Annotated in this window: 16 protein-coding genes, 3 pseudogenes and 1 riboswitch; of the genes and pseudogenes, 8 read left to right on the forward strand and 11 right to left on the reverse strand. The window is 29.0% G+C overall.

Going from position 1 to position 19,595, the window contains the following annotated elements:
* Positions 1-279: 279 nt before the first annotated feature.
* Positions 280-2,331 carry a DUF262 domain-containing protein gene (locus CKV72_RS10195; RefSeq protein ID WP_095178186.1) on the reverse strand — a complete coding sequence of 684 codons (2,052 nt, stop codon included), beginning with the start codon at positions 2,329-2,331 and terminating at the stop codon, positions 280-282.
* A 923-nt stretch (positions 2,332-3,254) separates the two neighbouring features.
* On the opposite strand from CKV72_RS10195, the gene CKV72_RS10200 reads away from it, so the two are divergent.
* From CKV72_RS10200 to CKV72_RS12315, 3 genes are all read left to right on the forward strand, one after another.
* Positions 3,255-4,286 carry a hypothetical protein gene (locus CKV72_RS10200; protein WP_095178187.1) on the forward strand — a complete coding sequence of 344 codons (1,032 nt, stop codon included), beginning with the start codon at positions 3,255-3,257 and terminating at the stop codon, positions 4,284-4,286.
* Positions 4,283-5,461: a hypothetical protein gene (locus CKV72_RS10205; protein ID WP_197696942.1), complete on the forward strand. Its 1,179-nt coding sequence runs from the start codon at positions 4,283-4,285 to the stop codon at positions 5,459-5,461. Before CKV72_RS10200 ends, CKV72_RS10205 begins: the two co-directional genes overlap by 4 nt.
* Positions 5,462-5,694: 233 nt before the next feature.
* Positions 5,695-5,892 (forward strand): hypothetical protein, encoded by a 198-nt coding sequence (locus tag CKV72_RS12315; protein WP_197696943.1) that lies wholly within the window; start codon positions 5,695-5,697, stop codon positions 5,890-5,892.
* A gap of 315 nt (positions 5,893-6,207) precedes the next feature.
* Here CKV72_RS12315 and tnpC read toward each other — a convergent pair whose 3' ends face one another.
* From tnpC to tnpA, 3 genes are all read right to left on the reverse strand, one after another.
* A complete protein-coding gene (gene tnpC, locus CKV72_RS10210) occupies positions 6,208-7,842 on the reverse strand; it encodes an IS66 family transposase (RefSeq protein ID WP_095178188.1) in 1,635 nt (544 codons plus the stop codon).
* An 89-nt stretch (positions 7,843-7,931) separates the two neighbouring features.
* Entirely contained in the window at positions 7,932-8,282 is a 351-nt protein-coding gene (gene tnpB / locus CKV72_RS10215) for an IS66 family insertion sequence element accessory protein TnpB (protein ID WP_095178189.1), read from the reverse strand.
* A gap of 15 nt (positions 8,283-8,297) precedes the next feature.
* The gene (tnpA, locus tag CKV72_RS10220) at positions 8,298-8,597 is read right to left on the reverse strand and encodes an IS66 family insertion sequence element accessory protein TnpA (protein ID WP_095178190.1); all 300 of its coding nucleotides are present in this window, start codon (positions 8,595-8,597) and stop codon (positions 8,298-8,300) included.
* An 87-nt stretch (positions 8,598-8,684) separates the two neighbouring features.
* On the opposite strand from tnpA, the pseudogene CKV72_RS10225 reads away from it, so the two are divergent.
* Positions 8,685-8,824: pseudogene (locus CKV72_RS10225) on the forward strand (ATP-binding protein); the annotation flags it as partial.
* A 77-nt stretch (positions 8,825-8,901) separates the two neighbouring features.
* Here the strand turns inward: CKV72_RS10225 and CKV72_RS10230 are convergent.
* Positions 8,902-10,076 (reverse strand): annotated as a pseudogene (locus CKV72_RS10230) (IS3 family transposase).
* Between the two features lie 169 nt (positions 10,077-10,245).
* Between CKV72_RS10230 and CKV72_RS10235 the strand changes: the two are divergent.
* From CKV72_RS10235 to CKV72_RS12640, 3 genes and pseudogenes are all read left to right on the forward strand, one after another.
* The gene (locus tag CKV72_RS10235; RefSeq protein WP_095178191.1) at positions 10,246-11,079 is read left to right on the forward strand and encodes a hypothetical protein; all 834 of its coding nucleotides are present in this window, start codon (positions 10,246-10,248) and stop codon (positions 11,077-11,079) included.
* Positions 11,080-11,288: 209 nt separating this feature from the next.
* Positions 11,289-11,363: a hypothetical protein gene (locus tag CKV72_RS12175; protein ID WP_478280066.1), complete on the forward strand. Its 75-nt coding sequence runs from the start codon at positions 11,289-11,291 to the stop codon at positions 11,361-11,363.
* Between the two features lie 107 nt (positions 11,364-11,470).
* Positions 11,471-11,524: pseudogene (locus CKV72_RS12640) on the forward strand (hypothetical protein); the annotation flags it as partial.
* A gap of 125 nt (positions 11,525-11,649) precedes the next feature.
* On the opposite strand, the gene guaA reads toward CKV72_RS12640, so the two are convergent.
* The 5 genes from guaA to groES all read right to left on the reverse strand — a co-directional run bounded on the left by guaA (position 11,650) and on the right by groES (position 17,818).
* A complete protein-coding gene (gene guaA, locus CKV72_RS10245) occupies positions 11,650-13,182 on the reverse strand; it encodes a glutamine-hydrolyzing GMP synthase (protein ID WP_095178192.1) in 1,533 nt (510 codons plus the stop codon).
* 28 nt (positions 13,183-13,210) lie between these two features.
* Complete coding sequence (guaB, locus tag CKV72_RS10250) at positions 13,211-14,665, reverse strand: IMP dehydrogenase (RefSeq protein WP_095178193.1); 1,455 nt, start codon at positions 14,663-14,665, stop codon at positions 13,211-13,213.
* An 88-nt stretch (positions 14,666-14,753) separates the two neighbouring features.
* Positions 14,754-14,851: riboswitch (purine riboswitch) on the reverse strand.
* A gap of 131 nt (positions 14,852-14,982) precedes the next feature.
* Positions 14,983-15,729 carry a prepilin peptidase gene (locus tag CKV72_RS10255; RefSeq protein WP_095178194.1) on the reverse strand — a complete coding sequence of 249 codons (747 nt, stop codon included), beginning with the start codon at positions 15,727-15,729 and terminating at the stop codon, positions 14,983-14,985.
* A gap of 138 nt (positions 15,730-15,867) precedes the next feature.
* Positions 15,868-17,493, reverse strand: a complete 1,626-nt coding sequence (gene groL / locus CKV72_RS10260) for a chaperonin GroEL (RefSeq protein ID WP_095178195.1) — start codon at positions 17,491-17,493, stop codon at positions 15,868-15,870.
* A 40-nt stretch (positions 17,494-17,533) separates the two neighbouring features.
* On the reverse strand, positions 17,534-17,818 hold the full coding sequence (groES, locus tag CKV72_RS10265) for a co-chaperone GroES (protein ID WP_089863458.1): 285 nt from the start codon (positions 17,816-17,818) through the stop codon (positions 17,534-17,536).
* Between the two features lie 373 nt (positions 17,819-18,191).
* Here groES and CKV72_RS10270 point away from each other — a divergent pair, with 373 nt between their 5' ends.
* Positions 18,192-18,827 carry a TIGR01906 family membrane protein gene (locus CKV72_RS10270; protein ID WP_095178196.1) on the forward strand — a complete coding sequence of 212 codons (636 nt, stop codon included), beginning with the start codon at positions 18,192-18,194 and terminating at the stop codon, positions 18,825-18,827.
* A gap of 3 nt (positions 18,828-18,830) precedes the next feature.
* Here the strand turns inward: CKV72_RS10270 and CKV72_RS10275 are convergent, their stop codons facing one another.
* Positions 18,831-19,556, reverse strand: a complete 726-nt coding sequence (locus tag CKV72_RS10275; protein ID WP_095178197.1) for a TVP38/TMEM64 family protein — start codon at positions 19,554-19,556, stop codon at positions 18,831-18,833.
* Between the last annotated feature and the right edge of the window lie 39 nt (positions 19,557-19,595).

The following is a 19,595-nucleotide window of genomic DNA, read 5'->3' on the forward strand; positions in this document are numbered from 1 at the left end:
AGGCCTATAGGTTATTAGTTATTCACTAATAATTGCTCCCACTCGATTTTTACTGATTTATTGTATTTTGAGATGTGTATTTCTCAAGGTTTATAGTTTTGGTTTTATTTGATTTATTGCTGTTTATTTAGGGCTTTGGAGTTTTTAGTACTATTGAATACTAATGAAACTTTATATTAATAGATTAAAATATCATCTTAATCTATTATATTATTTATCATTTTTATTTAATTTTTATGAATCTTATATTATAAAAGCAAAAGTATACATTCACTAGTATTAATTATATTTTGCTTTAAGCATAATAGATATCTCATTCTCCATGTCAAACTTTTCTGCTAATAAAACACAATAATTAACTATTTCCACCGCACTCCCATGAAGGTCTATATAAAGGTCTTCTCCTACTTGATACGGAGAGTTCATATTCTCTTTGGTATTGCTAACTCTTCTCTTAGATATTCCTTCAAAATCTTTATGTAAAACTAAAGATTTGAAGATTTCCTTATCCAAATAATACAACTCGTCACTTGTTTTTCGAAGTAGATCTCTCCATGAATCTATCGAGTATTCCATGCCTCCAATTATTACCTTCCTTGGTACCTCACCTGTGAAATTTGTTCCATCTATCAGATTATATTCTATATCATAGTCAAATTCTTTAGAATCACCCATAGGTTTGTTGTATTCAATTGGAAGATGCCAAATCTCATTTGCAATATCAAACATCTTATTCGCTCTATCTTTTATACTAACTTCATTCCATTCTGTGTAATTGCTAATATTTCTACTTATAGCGATATTTGAACTTGAAAGAACTTCTTTTTTATCTTTAAAATTCTTATTTGAAAGATTTCCATTATAAGCAGTTAATGTTAGGTTACCAATGGTATGCAAATATTCCATATGTATCTCATCATATTTTTTCCCTAGGTCCCTTCTCCAAATTGGAGTTAACTTCTGAGGCATTATATGTTCTATTGTAATATCCTTGTTTAAAGAAATTACCTCTTTATTTTTGTGTTTTTCTAACTGATATAATGTATACATATCTAACTTCGTAGCATAAAAATTTTTATTAGTAAAAGCAGATTTAAACTCTTCATTTCTAGGGAATATTGCAGTACCTGATTTCTTTGTTAAAATTTCTAAAACCTTCTCTTTATATGTATCTTTTGTATTTTTTTTGAAATCATTTGGAAATGCTCCAAACACTTTATTTAATGCATTAGTTGCATATCCACATACCATTCTTCTATATAGATATGAAATAAATACTTTTAAAATATCAACCAATTCATCAATATTAATTGTTTTATATTCAAAGCAATCTTCAAATACAAAAAGTAATGTAGGATAGATAACAGTAGACTTCAATTGCTGAATTTGCTGTAATAAGTCATTTATCGATGCATACGGACTTTTGCAAAGTAAAAACCACGAATAATATTTCGAATATACTAGTAAGTCTTCTAGCACCCCTTCTTCATCTACATCATTATTATCCTTTAGATAATCTTTAAATTCATTGTATACATTGTTTTTTACAGGAATTCTTCCAGTTTTCATAGTTAAGTAATCTCTAACAAAATCTGAAATTCTAGCATTTGTTATCTTGTTTTCTATCTTTAACCAATATTCATTATACAAAAAATTTTGTTTTTCATAACTATGATTCATAAGTAAATAATTTCTTATTAAATCTGCTTGAGTAAGTGAAAGTCCAGTAGAATTCAAACTTTCGAATATCATTTGAGGATTTTCAGATTTTTTCCCTTTATCCAAAGAAATGAATACGATATCAATATAATTTAATGCCTCATATATCTGAACAGGTTTAAACTCTGAATCTTCTATTAGTTTTTTGAATAATTTATAATTATTAATTATATTTGAATCCGAACTAGTTACTTGTCCACTTATTATCTGTTCATAAGCTGCCCTATCACTTTCAATTGATTTTAGTTTTATTCTATATTTTTCTGGAGCATTTCTATTAGTTAAGAAACTTTCTAAAATATCTTGTTTTATATAGTCTTCCTCTATTGAATCATACAATGCTTTTATTAATAACATTATACTGGTAATTCTTTGTTGACCATCTATTAATATATATTCTGTGAAAGTTGGAAGTGTTCTTTCAACAACAAAAACAATAGTGCCTAAAAAATGTTCTATCTCATTGTTAGCTGAAGCAATATTTTCAATATCTTTAAATAACCTCTCACATTGTGAATTTTTCCAATCATAGTTTCTTTGATATACAGGTATATTAAAAGTACGTTTATTGGCATTTATTAATTCAACTAATCTAATTTTACCCGCTTCCATTTGTATCCTCCCTTTTCTAACAAATCTCAATAGTTATAATCTCATATCACAAAAACCCTTCTCAAATGCTTGTGGAAATTGAAATAATTTTTCTCCACTTTCAAACTTAACTATAATTCTACCACCTTCTTTATCTAAATCCATAACTTCACCAACTCAAAATTTTTTATGATTTACTTTATCTCCTACAAAAACTTTATCTGTATAATCTATTTTTTTCACTTTCTTTTCTTCTGGAGAATTTTCAGCTACTAATGGTAATGCATATTCTATATGTGAATTTTTATTAAAATTAGTACCAATACATAACTAAAACCCATAGCAAACTTTATTTTATAAAGTTTTTCTTTATATTCCTAAAGTCATTATATCATGAATTTATTATAAATAATAAATCGAAGTAGATGATTCTACTATAAACAGGTTCAATTAATCTGCTTATAATAGGATTATTTTCTGATAAAACAAAAGCATTGCAATTTCTTACAATACTCTCCTAAATTATTCATTTTTAATTTCTATTATGTTAAATTTTTTGTAATGCCAATAAAAAAAATTATCCTTAGCTATTAGTTATTCACTAGTATTATTCCCACTCTATTTTAAACGTACAGCATATAAGAGAAAATGTATTAAAATCACGGAGCTTGGAGCAGTATTAAGGAAGACAAAACGTATTAAATAAAAACAAAAGTGCAATTTTTCAACTAGTCAAACTTGTTATATACTAAAATATAATTTCTAAAATTCAATATTCATTAACTATAGACGCTCAAAATTAGCGTCTATTTTTTAACACCCTTGCTTTTAATATATGGTATAATTATGAAAATGGCATTAATATATTATAAATATATTTGTGTTTTAAGTATGAATAAACAATTAATTAGTGAACAAGATTCTTATTAGAGAGTGGTGATAGGATGTCATACACAGTTAGATCAACTGAAAAATTAAGAAAACCTGGTGCAGATATGGAGACAAAGGCACTTCTCTACTTAATGAATTTCTGTATTGATAGCGATGAAATTCATTATTTTACAGTTGACTTTTTTAATGATTTGACGGGTATGGATAGAGCATCCTCTAAACTATGGGATATCCAATCCAAAGGAGCTTCAAACTCATCTCCCAAAGAGATTGGTAAAGAACTGGTAACACTTTATAAAAACTATTTAAGTACCCTAACTTTTCACAATTACATACTGTTTTTAGGAGGCGTAACTTCTAGTTTAAGAATTGATGACACAAAAAATATCTTTAATATAGACAATATTAAATTATCTGCACAATCTAAATTAATGGATGGTTTAAAAGAGGAATGCAACAATAAAACCTATATTGATAATAACATGGTATCAGAACAAAGCATAAAAGATTTTTTAAGAGAAGTTGTTTTCGTAGTTGACGACAAAAGTCCAAGTGATTATGTAAAAGCTATAATAAAAGATCATCCTCATATTATTCCTGATGAAAATATCCTCAATGCTATTTTTAACGAAATTAGAGATGAACAATCTAGTAAGAAAAATGGTCATGCAATAGAAGGTATAATTATTTCTACATGCGATGAATCACTTAACTTTTACCGTCATTTGACAAATAGTGAAATTAGATTAATGACGTTACAAAGAATTATCAACCGAAACCCAATTGCTAAAGGTGTTCCTCAACCTTTTATATCAATTCTAAATCAATGCCCTCCCGAAAAGCAAATTGACATGATTGATGAATGTAAAAGTTCACTGTGTGGAGCTTTGTTTAATAAAAATGCCGCACAGAGCTTTTGGGAAATATTTGAACAGATATACTTACTCATATTAAATAATCCTACATTTGATGTGCAAAAATTATTTGTCAATCTAGATCGAGATTTAATAAATAAGTGTCCAGATTTTGATACACTATCAGTTAAATATTTTATTTCAGTTATTAAGGAGGGAATTCAACAATGATTATTAAAAAAATAGCTGTAGGTAACTCAGACGAATCATTTATAGAAGATTCTTTATCTAATGATTTTAATATTATATCCAGTGATGATAATAATAAAGGGAAAACCATAGTCATACAATCCCTTATGTACGCATTAGGAAATGAACCAACATTCCCTTCCTCATTTCTATATAAAGATTATTTTTATTTTGTTGAATTTGAATTACAAGAAAAAAATTATAAGATTTGTAGGAAATTAGATGGGTTTGTATTGAAGACATCATCAGATTTAATGTTATTTGATAATGTATCTGAATTTAAAAGATATTGGAATAAACATATCTTTAGATTGCCACACATATATAAAAATGAAGTATTACGAATAACAGATCCATTACTTTATTTGCAACTTTTCTTCGTTGGGCAAGATAAGAAAGCTACCTTTAATATTTCTAATTCAGGATATTATAACAAAAAAGATTTTCTTAATATGCTCTTTGATTTTTGCAGTCTAGGTTCACAACAACAAAGTCCAGAAGAAATCAAATTTACTAAAAAACAAATTTCCGATTTAAGCGAAGAGCGAAAAACTCTTTTGAAACAAAATAAAATATTAAACTCTAATAAAACCGCTGCTTCTTATTTAAGTTTAATAAGTGATAAAAAGTCTTTTAGTGAAAAGATTAAAACCATTGACAATATCTCGAAAAGAATAACTGAACTACGAAAAGAACGAAATATATCTGCAACTAGAAAAGCTCGTTGGGAAACTACAGTTAAAGAGCTTCGCTCACTCAACAGGACTCTAGATATAGGAGAATTAAGATGTATGGATTGCGGATCCATAAATATTTCTTTCAGCACAGCACAAAAAGAAAGTTTTAGTTTTGATGTTTCTTCAGTTGGTATGAGAAGAGAAATTCTAAATTCGATAGCAGAAAAATTAGATTCATATAATGAAGAGATTCAAAAACTGACTTTATTAATAAATGTTGAACAAGAGAAACTACAGCACATACTGTCTGACAATGATATTTCTCTAGAAACAATTGTGGCATATAAAAACGAAGTAGTCGACGCATCAGATGCTGAAGAAAAAATAAGGAAAATTGATTTTCAAATAGATGAACTAAAAGATCAAATCACTTCACATGACGGTAAATTAGAAAATCAAAAGAGCAACAAACACAGTTAATAGATTCAATTTCTTCTCTAATTAGAAATACTTATACCACTATTGATCCAAGCAGTAATGCAATTATTGAAGGTTTATTTACAAAACGAGATGAAGTTCTATCAGGTAGTGAAGCAACAGTTTTCCATCTGGCAAAACTATATGCAATTCAAAAATGTACAAACCACACTTTCCCAATAATTGTCGACTCTTTTAGAGCGGAAGATTTATCTAGTACAAAAGAAAAAATTGTATTGGATTTATTCAATGAATTAGAAAATCAAAAGATTTTTACTACAACTCTAAAAAGTGAAGAATTAAACAAGTACGAAAATATTTCATATATAAATAACATTGATTATACTAGCCATAAACCAAGTAAAATGTTAAGCAAGGATTTTAATATTAAATTTAAGAAATTGCTAGCAGATTTATCTATAAAACTAGATTAATCATACCAGAAATTTTGTAATAGTTTTTTTAGTACTATCAATATGGTGTATTTGAAATAAATTTTAGGATGTTCAGAAATGAGCGTCTTTTTTCTTACCCTAAATTAGGCAAAATAAATGAAAGTAGTTGTTATTATCGTATACAGACTACAAGAACGCTCTCCCCCCCTCCCGCTAAGTATCTTTATCAAGTTAATAAAATAATCAAAATCATAGAAATAAATGTAAGCGTCAAAGTTTTAGTGCCTACTTTTATAGTATTACATGTATTAAAATATCCTAGTAAGGCAAAAATATGCTTTACTAGGATTAATTTTATTTCTTATCTTTAATTTTCATATTTTCAGGAATCTTATTACTCCAAGGCATAAGATTCTCTAAGTTTTCGCTATCGGATATATCTATCCTTGATAGATTATCAAACAGATATACTAAGTACCTTTCTACAACCAAATTATTAGCCTTGGCAGTTTCAACAATACTATAAATATTGCTACTTGCAGTTGCACCTTTAGCAGTATTTGCAAAAAGGAAGTTTTTTCTGCCTATTACAAAAGGCTTAATAGCTCTTTCAGCTGCATTATTATCAACTTCTAAAGAACCATCTAATAGTACATTTTTTAATCCTGGTAAATGCTTTTTAGCATAATCAAGTGCTTTACCTAACGGACTTCTTGGAAGAGCATCTTTTATTTCTCTTTCAACATAATTAATAAAATTATCTATAATTGGAGCTAGTTTCTCAGCTCTTATTTTAAATCTAATATCACAGTAATTTTCATCATTTGAATGGGTTTCTCTAAGTTCTTTTTCAAGTTTATAAATTTGCTCACAATAATTAAACCCTATTATTGCTCTAGAATTTTTTAGGGCTTCTTCATCTAAATCTACTATTATATTATGAAAATATCTTCTTATGTGAGCCAAGCAATATACTCTTGTAGCTCCGTTAACGGAATTGTATCCATTATATCCATCCGTTTGGAGAAAACCTTTAAAATCTCCTAAAAAATTTTTAGGGCAAGAGCTTGATCTAGTGCGTTGGTAATCATATAAGATCACAGGCTTAGATTTGGTATTACTCATATATAACCACATATATTTCTTGGTTTTTGAATCCTTACCGTTATCATTAATTACCTTTAAGGTTGTTTCATCAGCATTAATGTAATTACGGCTAAGCAATTCTTTTTTCATATGGTTATATATTGGCTCTAAAGCATCTGCTGCAGACATAGTCCAATTGCATAGAGTTTGCCTTGAAAGGCTAGCGCCCATCATATCGAAGTAAGTTTCTTGCCTATAAAGTGGCATTGCATGTTGATATTTAAGTATTAGAGTATGTGCAATTAACTCATTTGAGGCCATACTATTATAAAAAATAGTTTTAGGTGCTTCTGGTGAAACTATTTTACTTTCACCAGTGGCTCTTTCGCATGTTTTACAAGCGTAGCTATAAATAACATGCTCATCAATTATTAATTTAGCAGGAATATATTTAACAATCTCTTTTCTAGATTTAACTCCGATAGGAGTAAGCTCTTCACCACATTCCTTGCAGTTAAGATCATCACCTTCTAATTTATGTTCAACAACAACTCTTTCTAAATTAGCTAAATTGTCTTTTTTTCCAGTATAATTACTTTTCTTAGCTCTTTTATATATAATTTCTTCTAAAGTAGGTTCTTCCACCTTTGTATCACTAAACTTTTCAGCTTCGTTAAAAAGAGATAATTGGTTAGCATCTACTTGTTCACTGGATGCTCCAAATATCTTTCTATTTCTATTAGATATAACACCTTTTAATAATTCTAATTCATTTTTAAGTTTTTTTATTTCTTCATCTTTTGAGCTTAATTCTTTATCTTTTTTATTAATTTGATTTTCCATTTTCTCAATTAATGCTTTTGTATTTTCATCAAGCTCATTAGTTAAAATTTCGTGACTCATAGTTACCTCGTTAGTTTTATTTGATACTTTTATTATACCACAAAACCCTTGAAACTACTATACTTCAAGGGTTCAAAGTTGATATTTTTTTAATAATAGTTACTTGCTTTTACAGGTTTAAATTTAGATTTTGTTCTTACTTCATAGCCTTTTAAAAGCCAACGTAATTCATCAATATTAATCTTTAATGCATCGTCAGCTGTCGCTGGCCATTTGAAGCGATTAGCTTCTAAACGGTGATAATATAGCCAGAACCCTTCATCAAAGTGAAGAATTTTTAATTTATCCATTTTCTTGTTACAAAAAACAAATAGCGCTTTATCAAAAGGGTCTAACTTAAATTGGTTTTGTACTATCATAACTAACCCATCAATACTTTTTCTTAAATCCGTATAGCCGCAGGCAAGATAGACTTTTTCTACCTTATCTATATTTAACATTTTAGAATTAACTCCTTAATTATTGCTGTTATTAAAGTAGCTTCGCTGACAATTAGCATTGCCTACATTAATTTTTACTTCTTTTAATGTAGAGTTATCTTCTTTAATATTATCAATTTTACTATTCAGAGAAATAGCCTGAAAAATAGTTTCTTTACTTTTAGCTATTTTTTCTACTCTTTTTTTATGGTAATAAAATTGACTTTTATTAAGGTTATTTTCAGCACAGAAATCTTTCACTGTTATTGTATCTTTAACAGAGTTAAATTTATTTAAATATTCCTCCCAAGAATCATTATCTAATTTTCTATACATAAGTAAACCTCCCATTGATAATCTTTTACTTAAGTTTATCAATGAGAGGTTGTGTTTTCTAGGTGCTTAATTTTTTACGCTTACGTTAAAACATACTTTATACTGACGCTGATTGAAGTTCTGCTTAAAACCAATGCCAACCTCTATATCTTAGACCAAAGAATGCTGACTTAGCAGACTTAGAATCCGTAATGAAAAATGTCTACTACAAAAAAGAGGATATGCTTGCCCCTTCCCCAATAAACTAGACACTATAAACTCGTTATTTCTTGCTTTTTCGTAGTTTTTCATTATATTTCATTTTTTAAGCGGCTTTATCTTTTTTAAGTGCGTTGTTGTAGTATTCTTCTGGAGTTAGGTAGCCATTAGAAGCATGTATCCTTTGGCGGTTGTAAAATATCTCAATATACTCAAATACAGCTGCACGGGCTTCCTAGCGTGTTTTAAAGTGTTTTCCATAGAGCCATTCGCATTTAAGCTTACCCCAGAAGGCTTCCATAGGAGCATTATCCCAACAGTTACCCTTACGACACATGCTATAAACAAATTGATACTTATTTATTAAATTTTGGTAATCATTTGAACAGTACTGGGAACCTCTATCTGAGTGCAGAATTACCTCTGATGGTTTTCCTACTCGTTAATAAGCGTCATTTAACGCGTTAATTACTAATTCTTTTGTCATTCTTTCGCTCATAGATAAACCTACAATCTTTTGTCCGCATAGATCCATAATTGCAGCTACATATAGCCAACCCTCATCTGTATAAACATATGTTATGTCACTTACCATCTTTTGATTAGGTTTGTCCACAGAAAAATCTCTGTCGAGTATGTTTTCTGCTACTGGAAGCTTATGATTAGAGTTTGTTGTAGCTTTAAACTTCTTTGTAACCTTTGATTTTATGCCATTTTCATGCATTATACGCTCTATACGTTTGTGATTTATTGGAGGGTTTTTGCCATTATTCAGTTTTTTAGCTATTTTTATTGAGCCATAAACTTTACCACTCTTATTGTGGATATCTTTAATTTTGCCTAAGAGTATTTTATTTTCTTTAGATCTGTTGCTCTCAGGTCTTTTATCCCATGCATAGTAACTGCTTCTTGATACACAGAGAACCTCACACAGCTTCGCTACTCGATGTTTGTTACGGTTAGCCTTGATAAACTCAAATCTCTTTACTTGAGATTCTTGACGAAGAAGGCCGCCGCTTTTTTTAATATTTCAACTTCCTCTTTGAGCTCTCGGTTCTCTCTTTCTAGCTTTCTCAGTTTTTCGTCCTCTGGACTCAGGTTTCCGCTACCAGGAAAAGGGGCATTTGGCGACTGTCTATACTTCTTTACCCAGCCTTGCATTGTTGTTGGCTTTACTCCTAATTCTTCAGCCACCTTTGATACTGATTCACCTGTTCTCTCGATCCTCTTTACTGCTTCTAACTTAAATTCTGCACTATACTGTTTATTCATTCGTATCATTCCCTTCACTTTTAGTATACCACGAGTTCCTCGTGTCTACCAAAATGGGTAAGGGTCACCACTTGTACCAAAAGGTTACGACTTCATCAGTAAAATATCCTCATTATACTCCAATAGACCTTAAGAGTAGTGTTATAATAATAAAAAGCCACATTTGAGGAGGTATAATATGTCAGAGCGTGCTTACAGCTTGGAATTAAATAGAAGTATAAGTGCAAAACAAGCAAGTGATTTTTCAATAAATGGACGATTACACGACAAACGTGCATTTCAATGTAGTGACCCAAACTGTCGAATTAATATGACTTGCACAAACTGGAATAAAAAAGGTATACGATACTTTTTTACACCATCATCTCAAGAAGAACTCCATGTCATTGGATGTAGTGAATTGTCTGAAGAAGAAGTTAAAGAACAAGAAAAACTTGAAAGCGATCTTGCCAAAAAATCTATTAAAAAAAATGGATTAATTAGGATGACGAAATCAGTTGGTAAAGCGAAAAGCAATGATAAAATTAATTTAACAACAGAATTAACTAATGAGCAAACTAACCGAACAACTAGCTCAAAAAGTAAAGTGAAAAACGAAGCAAGACACGTCTACCCTATTGCGAGTTTTGTCAATTTATTTGAAGATACTGAACTAGACAAAGATTCACAAATCATTGTCATCGAAAATGAAAAAATTTCATTGAACGAATTGTTTTTAGAAAGCAAAAATAACTTTGTTCCATACAACCGAACTCGAATAATTTACGGGGAAGCAGTAATCAGAACTGCTGAGTTTGGTGATAATATGCTAGAAATTGAATTCATTAATAGTAAACTACCAAAAATCTATTCAAATATAAAGTCGGTATCTAAGAATAAATCTACATCTCAATTAAAAAAATTCTTAGACACAAACAAAAAAGTAGTTGTCTATTATCGAGGAAAATTAATTAAAAACGGTACTAAGTTTGAATCATTCAATGATAGTGTATTTAAAGATATCTACTTTTAGTTTGGAAACTAAAACGCAGTCTGTGACTGTGACGTACGAAGCGAAAGTCACAGTCACAGACTAGCGTCGTTTCAAAATCCGCAGACTGGAAAAAGATGATTTTGGCTATCCGATTGAACACCTTTACAGACAAACAGGAACAGCTTAAATGATCATTTTCTTACATTTCTATAGTATCATTTATACATACCTACTATGAATCAAGAAAATTGGATAGAGTCCCGCGTGAAGCTGTAGAAGAAATTCTTAGAATTAAGTTTTCAGATGAAAACAGGTCTGATTAGTTTTTTCACGGTAAAGAGTAAAAACTATGGCTAAAGACCCAATTAAAAAAGCAAAGAATTGAACTTACTATTTTCGTGCAAATTTAGGATATGATTTCACGGGAAAGAAGATCCCGAAATATCGTAGCGGTTTCACTACTAAAAAAGAAGCAAGGGAATAATACTCTAAGTTAATACTTAGGTTATTTAAGGAATGAAGAAATTAAAAAAGTGCAATAAAAATGTAACGAAAAATAAAAAAGAGCTGAAACCCCTTATCATTAAAGGGTTTCTGGCTCTCCTGTAACTATTCCCACTCAATAGTTGAAGGTGGTTTTGAAGTTACGTCATAAACAATTCTGTTTACTCCTTTAACTTCATTTACTATTCTTATGCTTACTTTGTCTAAAACTTCATAAGGAATCTTAGCCCAATCTGAAGTCATTCCATCGGATGAGTTTACTGCTCTTAATCCAATTGTATGGGAATAAGTTCTTTCATCTCCCATTACTCCAACAGATCTTATATTAGGTAAACATGCAAAGTATTGCCATATCTTTTCGTCTAATCCAGCATTTGCAATTTCTTCTCTAAAAATAGCATCTGCTTCTCTGACAATTTCTAATTTTTCTTCTGTTACTTCACCTAAAACTCTTATTCCTAAACCTGGTCCTGGGAAAGGCTGTCTCCAAACTAATTTATGAGGTATTCCTAATTCTTCCCCAACTTTTCTAACCTCATCTTTAAATAAATCTCTTAGTGGTTCTATAAGTTCAAATTCTATGTCCTCTGGTAATCCACCTACATTGTGATGACTTTTTATAGTTGCAGAAGTTCCTGTACCACTTTCTACTACATCCGGGTATATAGTTCCTTGTACTAAATAATCTATTTTGCCTAGTTTATTAGCTTCTTCTTCAAAAACTCTTATAAATTCTTCTCCAATTATTTTTCTCTTTCTTTCTGGTTCTGTTACACCTTTTAATTTTCCTAAGAATCTATCTTGTGCATTTACTCTTATTAAATTCATTTGGAATTTTTCTTTAAATACACTTTCAACTTGATCTCCTTCATCTTTTCTAAGTAAACCATGGTCTACAAATATACATGTAAGTTGATCTCCTATTGCCTTATGCACTATTACAGCCGCTACAGAAGAATCCACCCCACCAGATAATGCACAAATTACTTTTTTATCTCCAACAAGTTCTCTAATTTCATTTATTTTTTCTTCTGCAAAGGAGGTTACAGACCAATCTCCCTTTAATTCACATATATTAAAAAGGAAGTTTTTTAACATTTTCTTTCCAAAAGGAGTGTGTTCTACTTCTGGATGGAATTGAACCCCGTATATTTTTTTATCTTCATTTGCCATAGCTGCCACTTTACATCCATCTGTATAAGCTACTATGTTAAAGTCTGAAGGTATCTCTGATACATAGTCTGTATGACTCATCCAACATTCTTGTTCTTTGTCTATACCTTCAAATAAACTACATTTATTATCTAAATTTACAACAGTCTTTCCATATTCTCTTACTTTAGCACTTTCAACTTTACCACCTAAAGTAAATGCTGTTAGTTGTTGTCCATAGCATATTCCTAAAACAGGTACTCCTATTTCAAAAATTTCTTTGTCAATTTTAGGAGTATTTTCTCCATAAACACTGTTAGGACCACCGCTAAATATTATTCCCTTTGGATTTTTTTCTTTTATTTTTTCCATTGAAGTACTATATGGAATTATTTCACAATATACATTATTTTCTCTTACACGTCTTGCTATAAGTTGACTGTATTGTCCACCGAAATCTACTATAAGAACTAATTCTTTTTTCATAATAATTAGTTACCTCCAAACTTTTTAATTATGCGTTAGTACTGTAATTTGGTGCTTCTTTTGTTATTGAAATATCATGTGGGTGACTTTCTCTAAGTCCTGCAGAACTTTGAACTACAAATCTTGCATTTTCATATAAATCTTTCAATGTTTTGGCTCCTAAATATCCCATACCTGAACGTATTCCACCAACTAATTGGTATACTGTATCTGATAAATATCCCTTATATGGAACTCTGCCTTCTACACCTTCAGGAACTAGTTTTTTATTGTCTTCTTGGAAATATCTATCTCTGCTTCCACAAGCCATAGCTGCAAGAGATCCCATTCCTCTATAAACTTTATAGCTTCTTCCTTGATATATTTCAGTTTCTCCTGGGGATTCAGCACAACCTGCAAGTAATGATCCCATCATACAAACACTTGCTCCAGCTGCTAATGCTTTTACTATATCTCCTGAATATTTTATTCCACCATCTGCAATAACAGGTATTCCATGTTTTTGTGCTTCTTCAACACAATCCATTACCGCTGTTAATTGTGGCACTCCAACTCCTGCAACTACTCTAGTTGTACATATAGAACCTGGTCCTATACCTACTTTTACACAATCTGCACCAGCTAGTATTAAGTCTCTTGTAGCTTCTGGTGTTGCAACATTTCCTGCTATTATTTGAAGTTCTGGATATGCTTCTTTTATTTTTCTTACTCCTTCTAATACGCCTTTAGAATGACCATGAGCTGTATCAATAGTTATAACATCTACTTGAGCTTCAACTAAAGCTTTTACTCTTTCAAGCATATCTGCAGTTACACCAACAGCTGCACCGCATAGTAATCTTCCTTTATCATCTTTAGCACTATTAGGATACATTTTTATTTTGTCTATATCCTTTATTGTTATTAATCCTTTTAAATAGAAATTTTCATCTACAAGAGGTAGTTTTTCTATTTTATGTTTTTTAAGAATTTCTTTCGCTTCTTCTATTGTAGTATTTTCTGGAGCTGTTATTAAATCTTCATCAGTCATTAGTTCTGATATTTTTTTACTATAATCATCTTCGAAAACTATGTCTCTATTAGTTATTATTCCAACTAGTTTTCCTTCAACTGTTATAGGCACACCAGATATTCTGTATTTGCTCATTAAATCAAGGGCATCTTGTAATTTTTTATCTGGAGATAAGTGGAATGGATCTGTAATTACTCCATTTTCTTGTCTTTTTACTTTATCTACTTCTTCCGCTTGCTTTTCAATTGACATATTTTTATGTATTATACCTATACCGCCTTCTCTTGCCATTGCAATAGCCATTCTAGATTCTGTAACAGTATCCATACCTGCACTTATTAATGGTATATTTAATTTTATTTTTTTTGTTAAATTAGTATTTAAAAGAACATCTTTAGGTAATACTTCTGATTTGTTAGGTATTAGTAGAACATCATCAAAAGTATATCCTTTCTTTAATATTATAGCCATTTAACCCAACTCCTTTTTATTTATAAATTTAAAGTACAAAAAAACATGCTTCCTTCTTGATTATAAGTGAATAAGCATGTTTGACTACAGCAATGCTTTATTCACTCATAGTCAGAAGTTTAAGGCTTCTGGTAGATACTCCCTACCTTATTAAGGGGATATATGAGTCAATAATTTATTATGTACTTTATTTAATAGTATTTTTAAATCTTTAGTACTTTGTAATTCTATATATTTATTTTTAAACTTTTGCTTATTTACACTATTTTATTTATTAAATTGAGTTTTGTCAATTATAAAACCTAATTTCATCAAATTTAAATAATTCTAAATATATTAAAAATTATATTTTCTCCATAGAATACGCATATAATAGACGAAATAGCTATATATGGGACAAAAGCTATAGCATCTTTCCTACTTTTTACTTTTGTAATCATTAAAATAATAGATATAATAGCTCCTATAAAGAAACTGAGAAAAAGCAATAAAAAGCAATGTTTTAATCCTAGAAAAACACCTGATATAAAAATAACTTCTACATCACCCCATCCCATTCCATTGGTTAATAATATTATAATACATATTATTAACGCTGGCATAAAACCTGCTAAAAAATAATTATAAAATATAAAGTTTATTTTATCTCCTTCCATAAAAAACAAACCTATTCTTAAAAATATTATTGTAAGTATAGTATTAAAATAAACATACTTTGTTTTAAAATCTATAATTGCAACAATTATTAAAAAACATATAAATATACAGTACTTAATAAATTCAAAAGATAATTCATACTTAAAATATAAAAGTAAAAACATACTTCCTGTAAAAAATTCTATAAGTAAATACTGTATAGGTATCTTTACGTTACAATGCCTACATTTTCCTCCTAACTTTATATAACCTACAATTGGAATATTATCTTTAATTTTTATTTTATTTTTGCAATTTTCACAATGAGATGCTGGATATAATATACTTTTACCTTTAGGTATTCTATTTATACAGACATTTAAAAAACTGCCTATTATTGTTCCATATATAAACATAAATATACTCATAGCTATTCTATCTCCCAACTTCTTAATTTTCTATAATTATATCCACTTTCTAGATTTAATTAACAATAATTAAGACAAAAATAAAACTGTTAACAGATATTTATCTGTTAACAGTTTTATAAAACTATATATTACCTATTAATACATTCCATCCATCATTCCAGGAGCTCCTGGCATTGGTTTATCATTTTTTTCTGGAATATCACTTATAGCAGCTTCTGTTGTTAAGAATGTTGATGCTACGGATGCTGCATTTTGTAATGCTGATCTTGAAACTTTTGTAGGATCTACTATTCCTGCTTTTATCATATTTACATATTCATTATTTAAAGCATCATATCCAATTCCATCTTCACTATTTTTAACTTTTTCTATAATTATTGAACCTTCTACTCCTGCATTGCATGCAATTTGTCTTACTGGTTCTTCTAATGCTTTTTTAATTATGTCAATACCTAATTTTATGTCATGATTTTCTGAGTCTAATTTTTCTACCTCTTTTATAACCATAGCATAAGCTGTTCCACCACCTGGAATTATTCCTTCTTCAACAGCTGCTTTTGTTGCTGCTAGAGCATCTTCTATTCTTAATTTTCTTTCTTTTAATTCAGTTTCTGTAGCTGCTCCAACTTTTATTACTGCTACTCCACCTGCAAGTTTTGCAAGTCTTTCTTGTAATTTTTCTGCATCAAATTCTGAAGTTGTTTCTTCGATTTGAGCTTTTATTTGATTTACTCTATCTTCAATTTCTTTCTTATTTCCTTTTCCATTAACTATAGTAGTATTTTCTTTAGTTATTTTTACTGATTCTGCTCTTCCTAGCATATCTATTGTTACGTCTTTTAAATCTCTTCCTATTTCTTCAGAGATTACTTGACCACCAGTTAATATAGCTATATCTTGTAACATTTCTTTTCTTCTGTCACCAAATCCTGGAGCTTTAACTGCTACACATGTAAAGGTTCCTCTTAATTTATTTACAACTAATGTTGCTAATGCTTCTCCTTCGATGTCTTCAGATATAATTAATAATTTCTTTCCTTGTTGAACTATTTGTTCAAGTACTGGAAGAATTTCTTGTATGTTAGTTATTTTTTTATCAGTTATTAAGATATATGGATCATCTAATGAGGCTTCCATTTTTTCTGTATCAGTTACCATATATGGGCTAACATATCCTCTGTCAAATTGCATTCCTTCAACAACATCTAATTCTGTTCCCATAGTATTGGATTCCTCTACAGTGATAACCCCTTCGTTACCAACCTTATCCATAGCATCTGCTATAAGCTTACCGATTTCTTTATCATCAGCTGATATAGAAGCTACTCTTGCTATATCTTCTTTTCCTTCAACTGGTTTTGAAATTTCTTTTATACCCTTAACTGCTTCTTCAACAGCCATTTTTATTCCACGTCTTACAAGCATTGGATTTGCTCCACCTGTAACGTTTTTAAGTCCTTCTCTTATTATTGCTTGTGCTAATAAAGTTGCTGTAGTTGTTCCATCTCCTGCTACATCATTAGTTTTAGTTGCAACTTCTTTTACTAATTGTGCTCCCATATTTTCATAAGCATCTTCAAGTTCTATTTCTCTTGCTATTGTAACACCATCATTAGTTATAAGTGGTGCTCCAAATTTTTTATCTAAAATAACATTTCTTCCTTTTGGTCCCATAGTAACTTTTACTGTATTAGCAAGCATATCTACACCTTTTTGCATAGCTCTTCTTGCATCTTCACCAAACATTATACTCTTTGCCATTTCCATACCTCCTAAATCTGATCTTGTAAATTTTTAAGTTTTATTCTAACACTGCTAAGATATCATCTTGTCTTAAAATTGTATATTCTACATCATCTACTTTTACTTCGTTACCTGCATATTTTGAGAATAGTACTCTATCTCCTACTTTTACTTCCATTTTTACTTCTTTTCCGTCAATAACTCCTCCAGGTCCTACCGCTATTACTTCAGCTTCTTGTGGTTTTTCCTTTGCAGTTCCTGGTAGAACTATTCCGCTTTTTGTAGTTTCTTCAACTTCGATTCTCTTAATAACAACTCTGTCTCCAAGTGGTCTAATTTTCATTTAAACCCCTCCTTAATATATTTTAAAATATTAAAATTATTATCTTTTATTATTAGCACTCACTCATATTGAGTGCTAATACAATTATTATGATAATTAATAGTATTTATAATATCAAGTCTAAACTTATAAGATATTTTGATTTTATCTGCCATTATTCATAATTATATAGCTTTTTCTATGTTTTTTACTATATCTCTAACTTTTACTATATAATATTTAATTTATTCTTTATAATAAAAATTGATTTAGTTAAAAATAAATATGATAACTTCATATAATTAATATATAATATAATCAAAAACTTTTACTAATAATAATGTTATCTATAGCTTTTTATTAATAAATATTTATTTAAATTTAGAGGTATCCTATGAATAATATAAAACCTAATAAAATTTTATTTTCTTTGATTCTATCTTTATTTTTTATATTGTTATCTATAGAAATATTAGTTAATTTTAAATATCTGTATTATTTTGACATAAAATTTTTAAATCTAGAGAGTTCTTCAAATCTATCCTATAGTGAAATAAAATCTAATTACGACTATATTATAAAATTTATTACATCTACCAAAAATATGGATTTTAATATCCCATCTTTTACTTCATCTTCTGAAGGTACAGTGCACTTTTATGAAGTAAAAAATATTTTTTATAATATAAAGTTATTGCTTTATATAACTGGAATTATATCCATATTTATCATTTATTATTCTTTTAAACATAATAATTTTATTGTATTTCATTATAGTTTCTATATACTATTTTCTGTGCCAATAGTTCTTATGATTACATTTTTATTAGACTTTAATAAAGCTTTTACTTATTTTCATAAAATATTTTTTAATAATGATTTTTGGTTATTTGACATTAATAAAGATCCAATTATAAATATATTGCCAGAAAGATTTTTTCTTCATATGGCTATATTTCTAAATATATTAATTATAGTTTTTGCTGTAATTTGTAAAAAAATATATAAAAAAAGTTCTAGGCCTATATAAAGTCTAGAACTTTTTTTTATTTTTATTGCTTTCTTTGTTTAAATTGTTGACTATACCCTTTCCTTTTACTATGCCTATTAAAACCAGTATAACTGTTAATATTGCCACACCTACCAGTACAGGAATATTCTTAGAACTTATATTTTGACCAAAATATGTTGAAATAACTATACCTGGTAACCTCCCCAGAGAAGAATAAATTAAAAAATCCATAAACTTTATATTAGATATTCCACATATATAAGCTAATGCATCCTTAGGTATACCTGGAATTAAATATAGTATAAATACAATGTAATTGATTTTTGGAGAATTTAATATTTTAGTAAAGTATTTTATATGCCTTTTAGATATTATTTTTTCTACAAATGGCTTTCCAAAAAATCTAGATATGGAGAAAACTATACTTCCTCCTATAGTTATACCTATTAATGAGAATAGACTCCCATACAAAGAATCAAAAATATATCCTCCTGCTATTTGTATTATTTCTCCTGGTATAAAAAACAATACAACCTGTATTACCTGCAAAGCTATAAAAGCAATAATACTGTTTTTTCCATAGGACATAATTATTTTTTTTACTTCTTCTGGATTTTTTAACACTTTAAAATACTGTGAATAATATTCGTATGCTCCGTATAAAAATATAATAACAATTATAGACAAAATAATATTATTTTTATTATTTTTCAGCCATGTTCTTATATTTTTGCCAAATTCTTTCACATAATCACCCTCAGAACATGTTCTTTTATCTATTTATTC

This window comes from Clostridium cochlearium, from assembly GCF_900187165.1.
Classification (GTDB): domain Bacteria; phylum Bacillota; class Clostridia; order Clostridiales; family Clostridiaceae; genus Clostridium_G; species Clostridium_G cochlearium.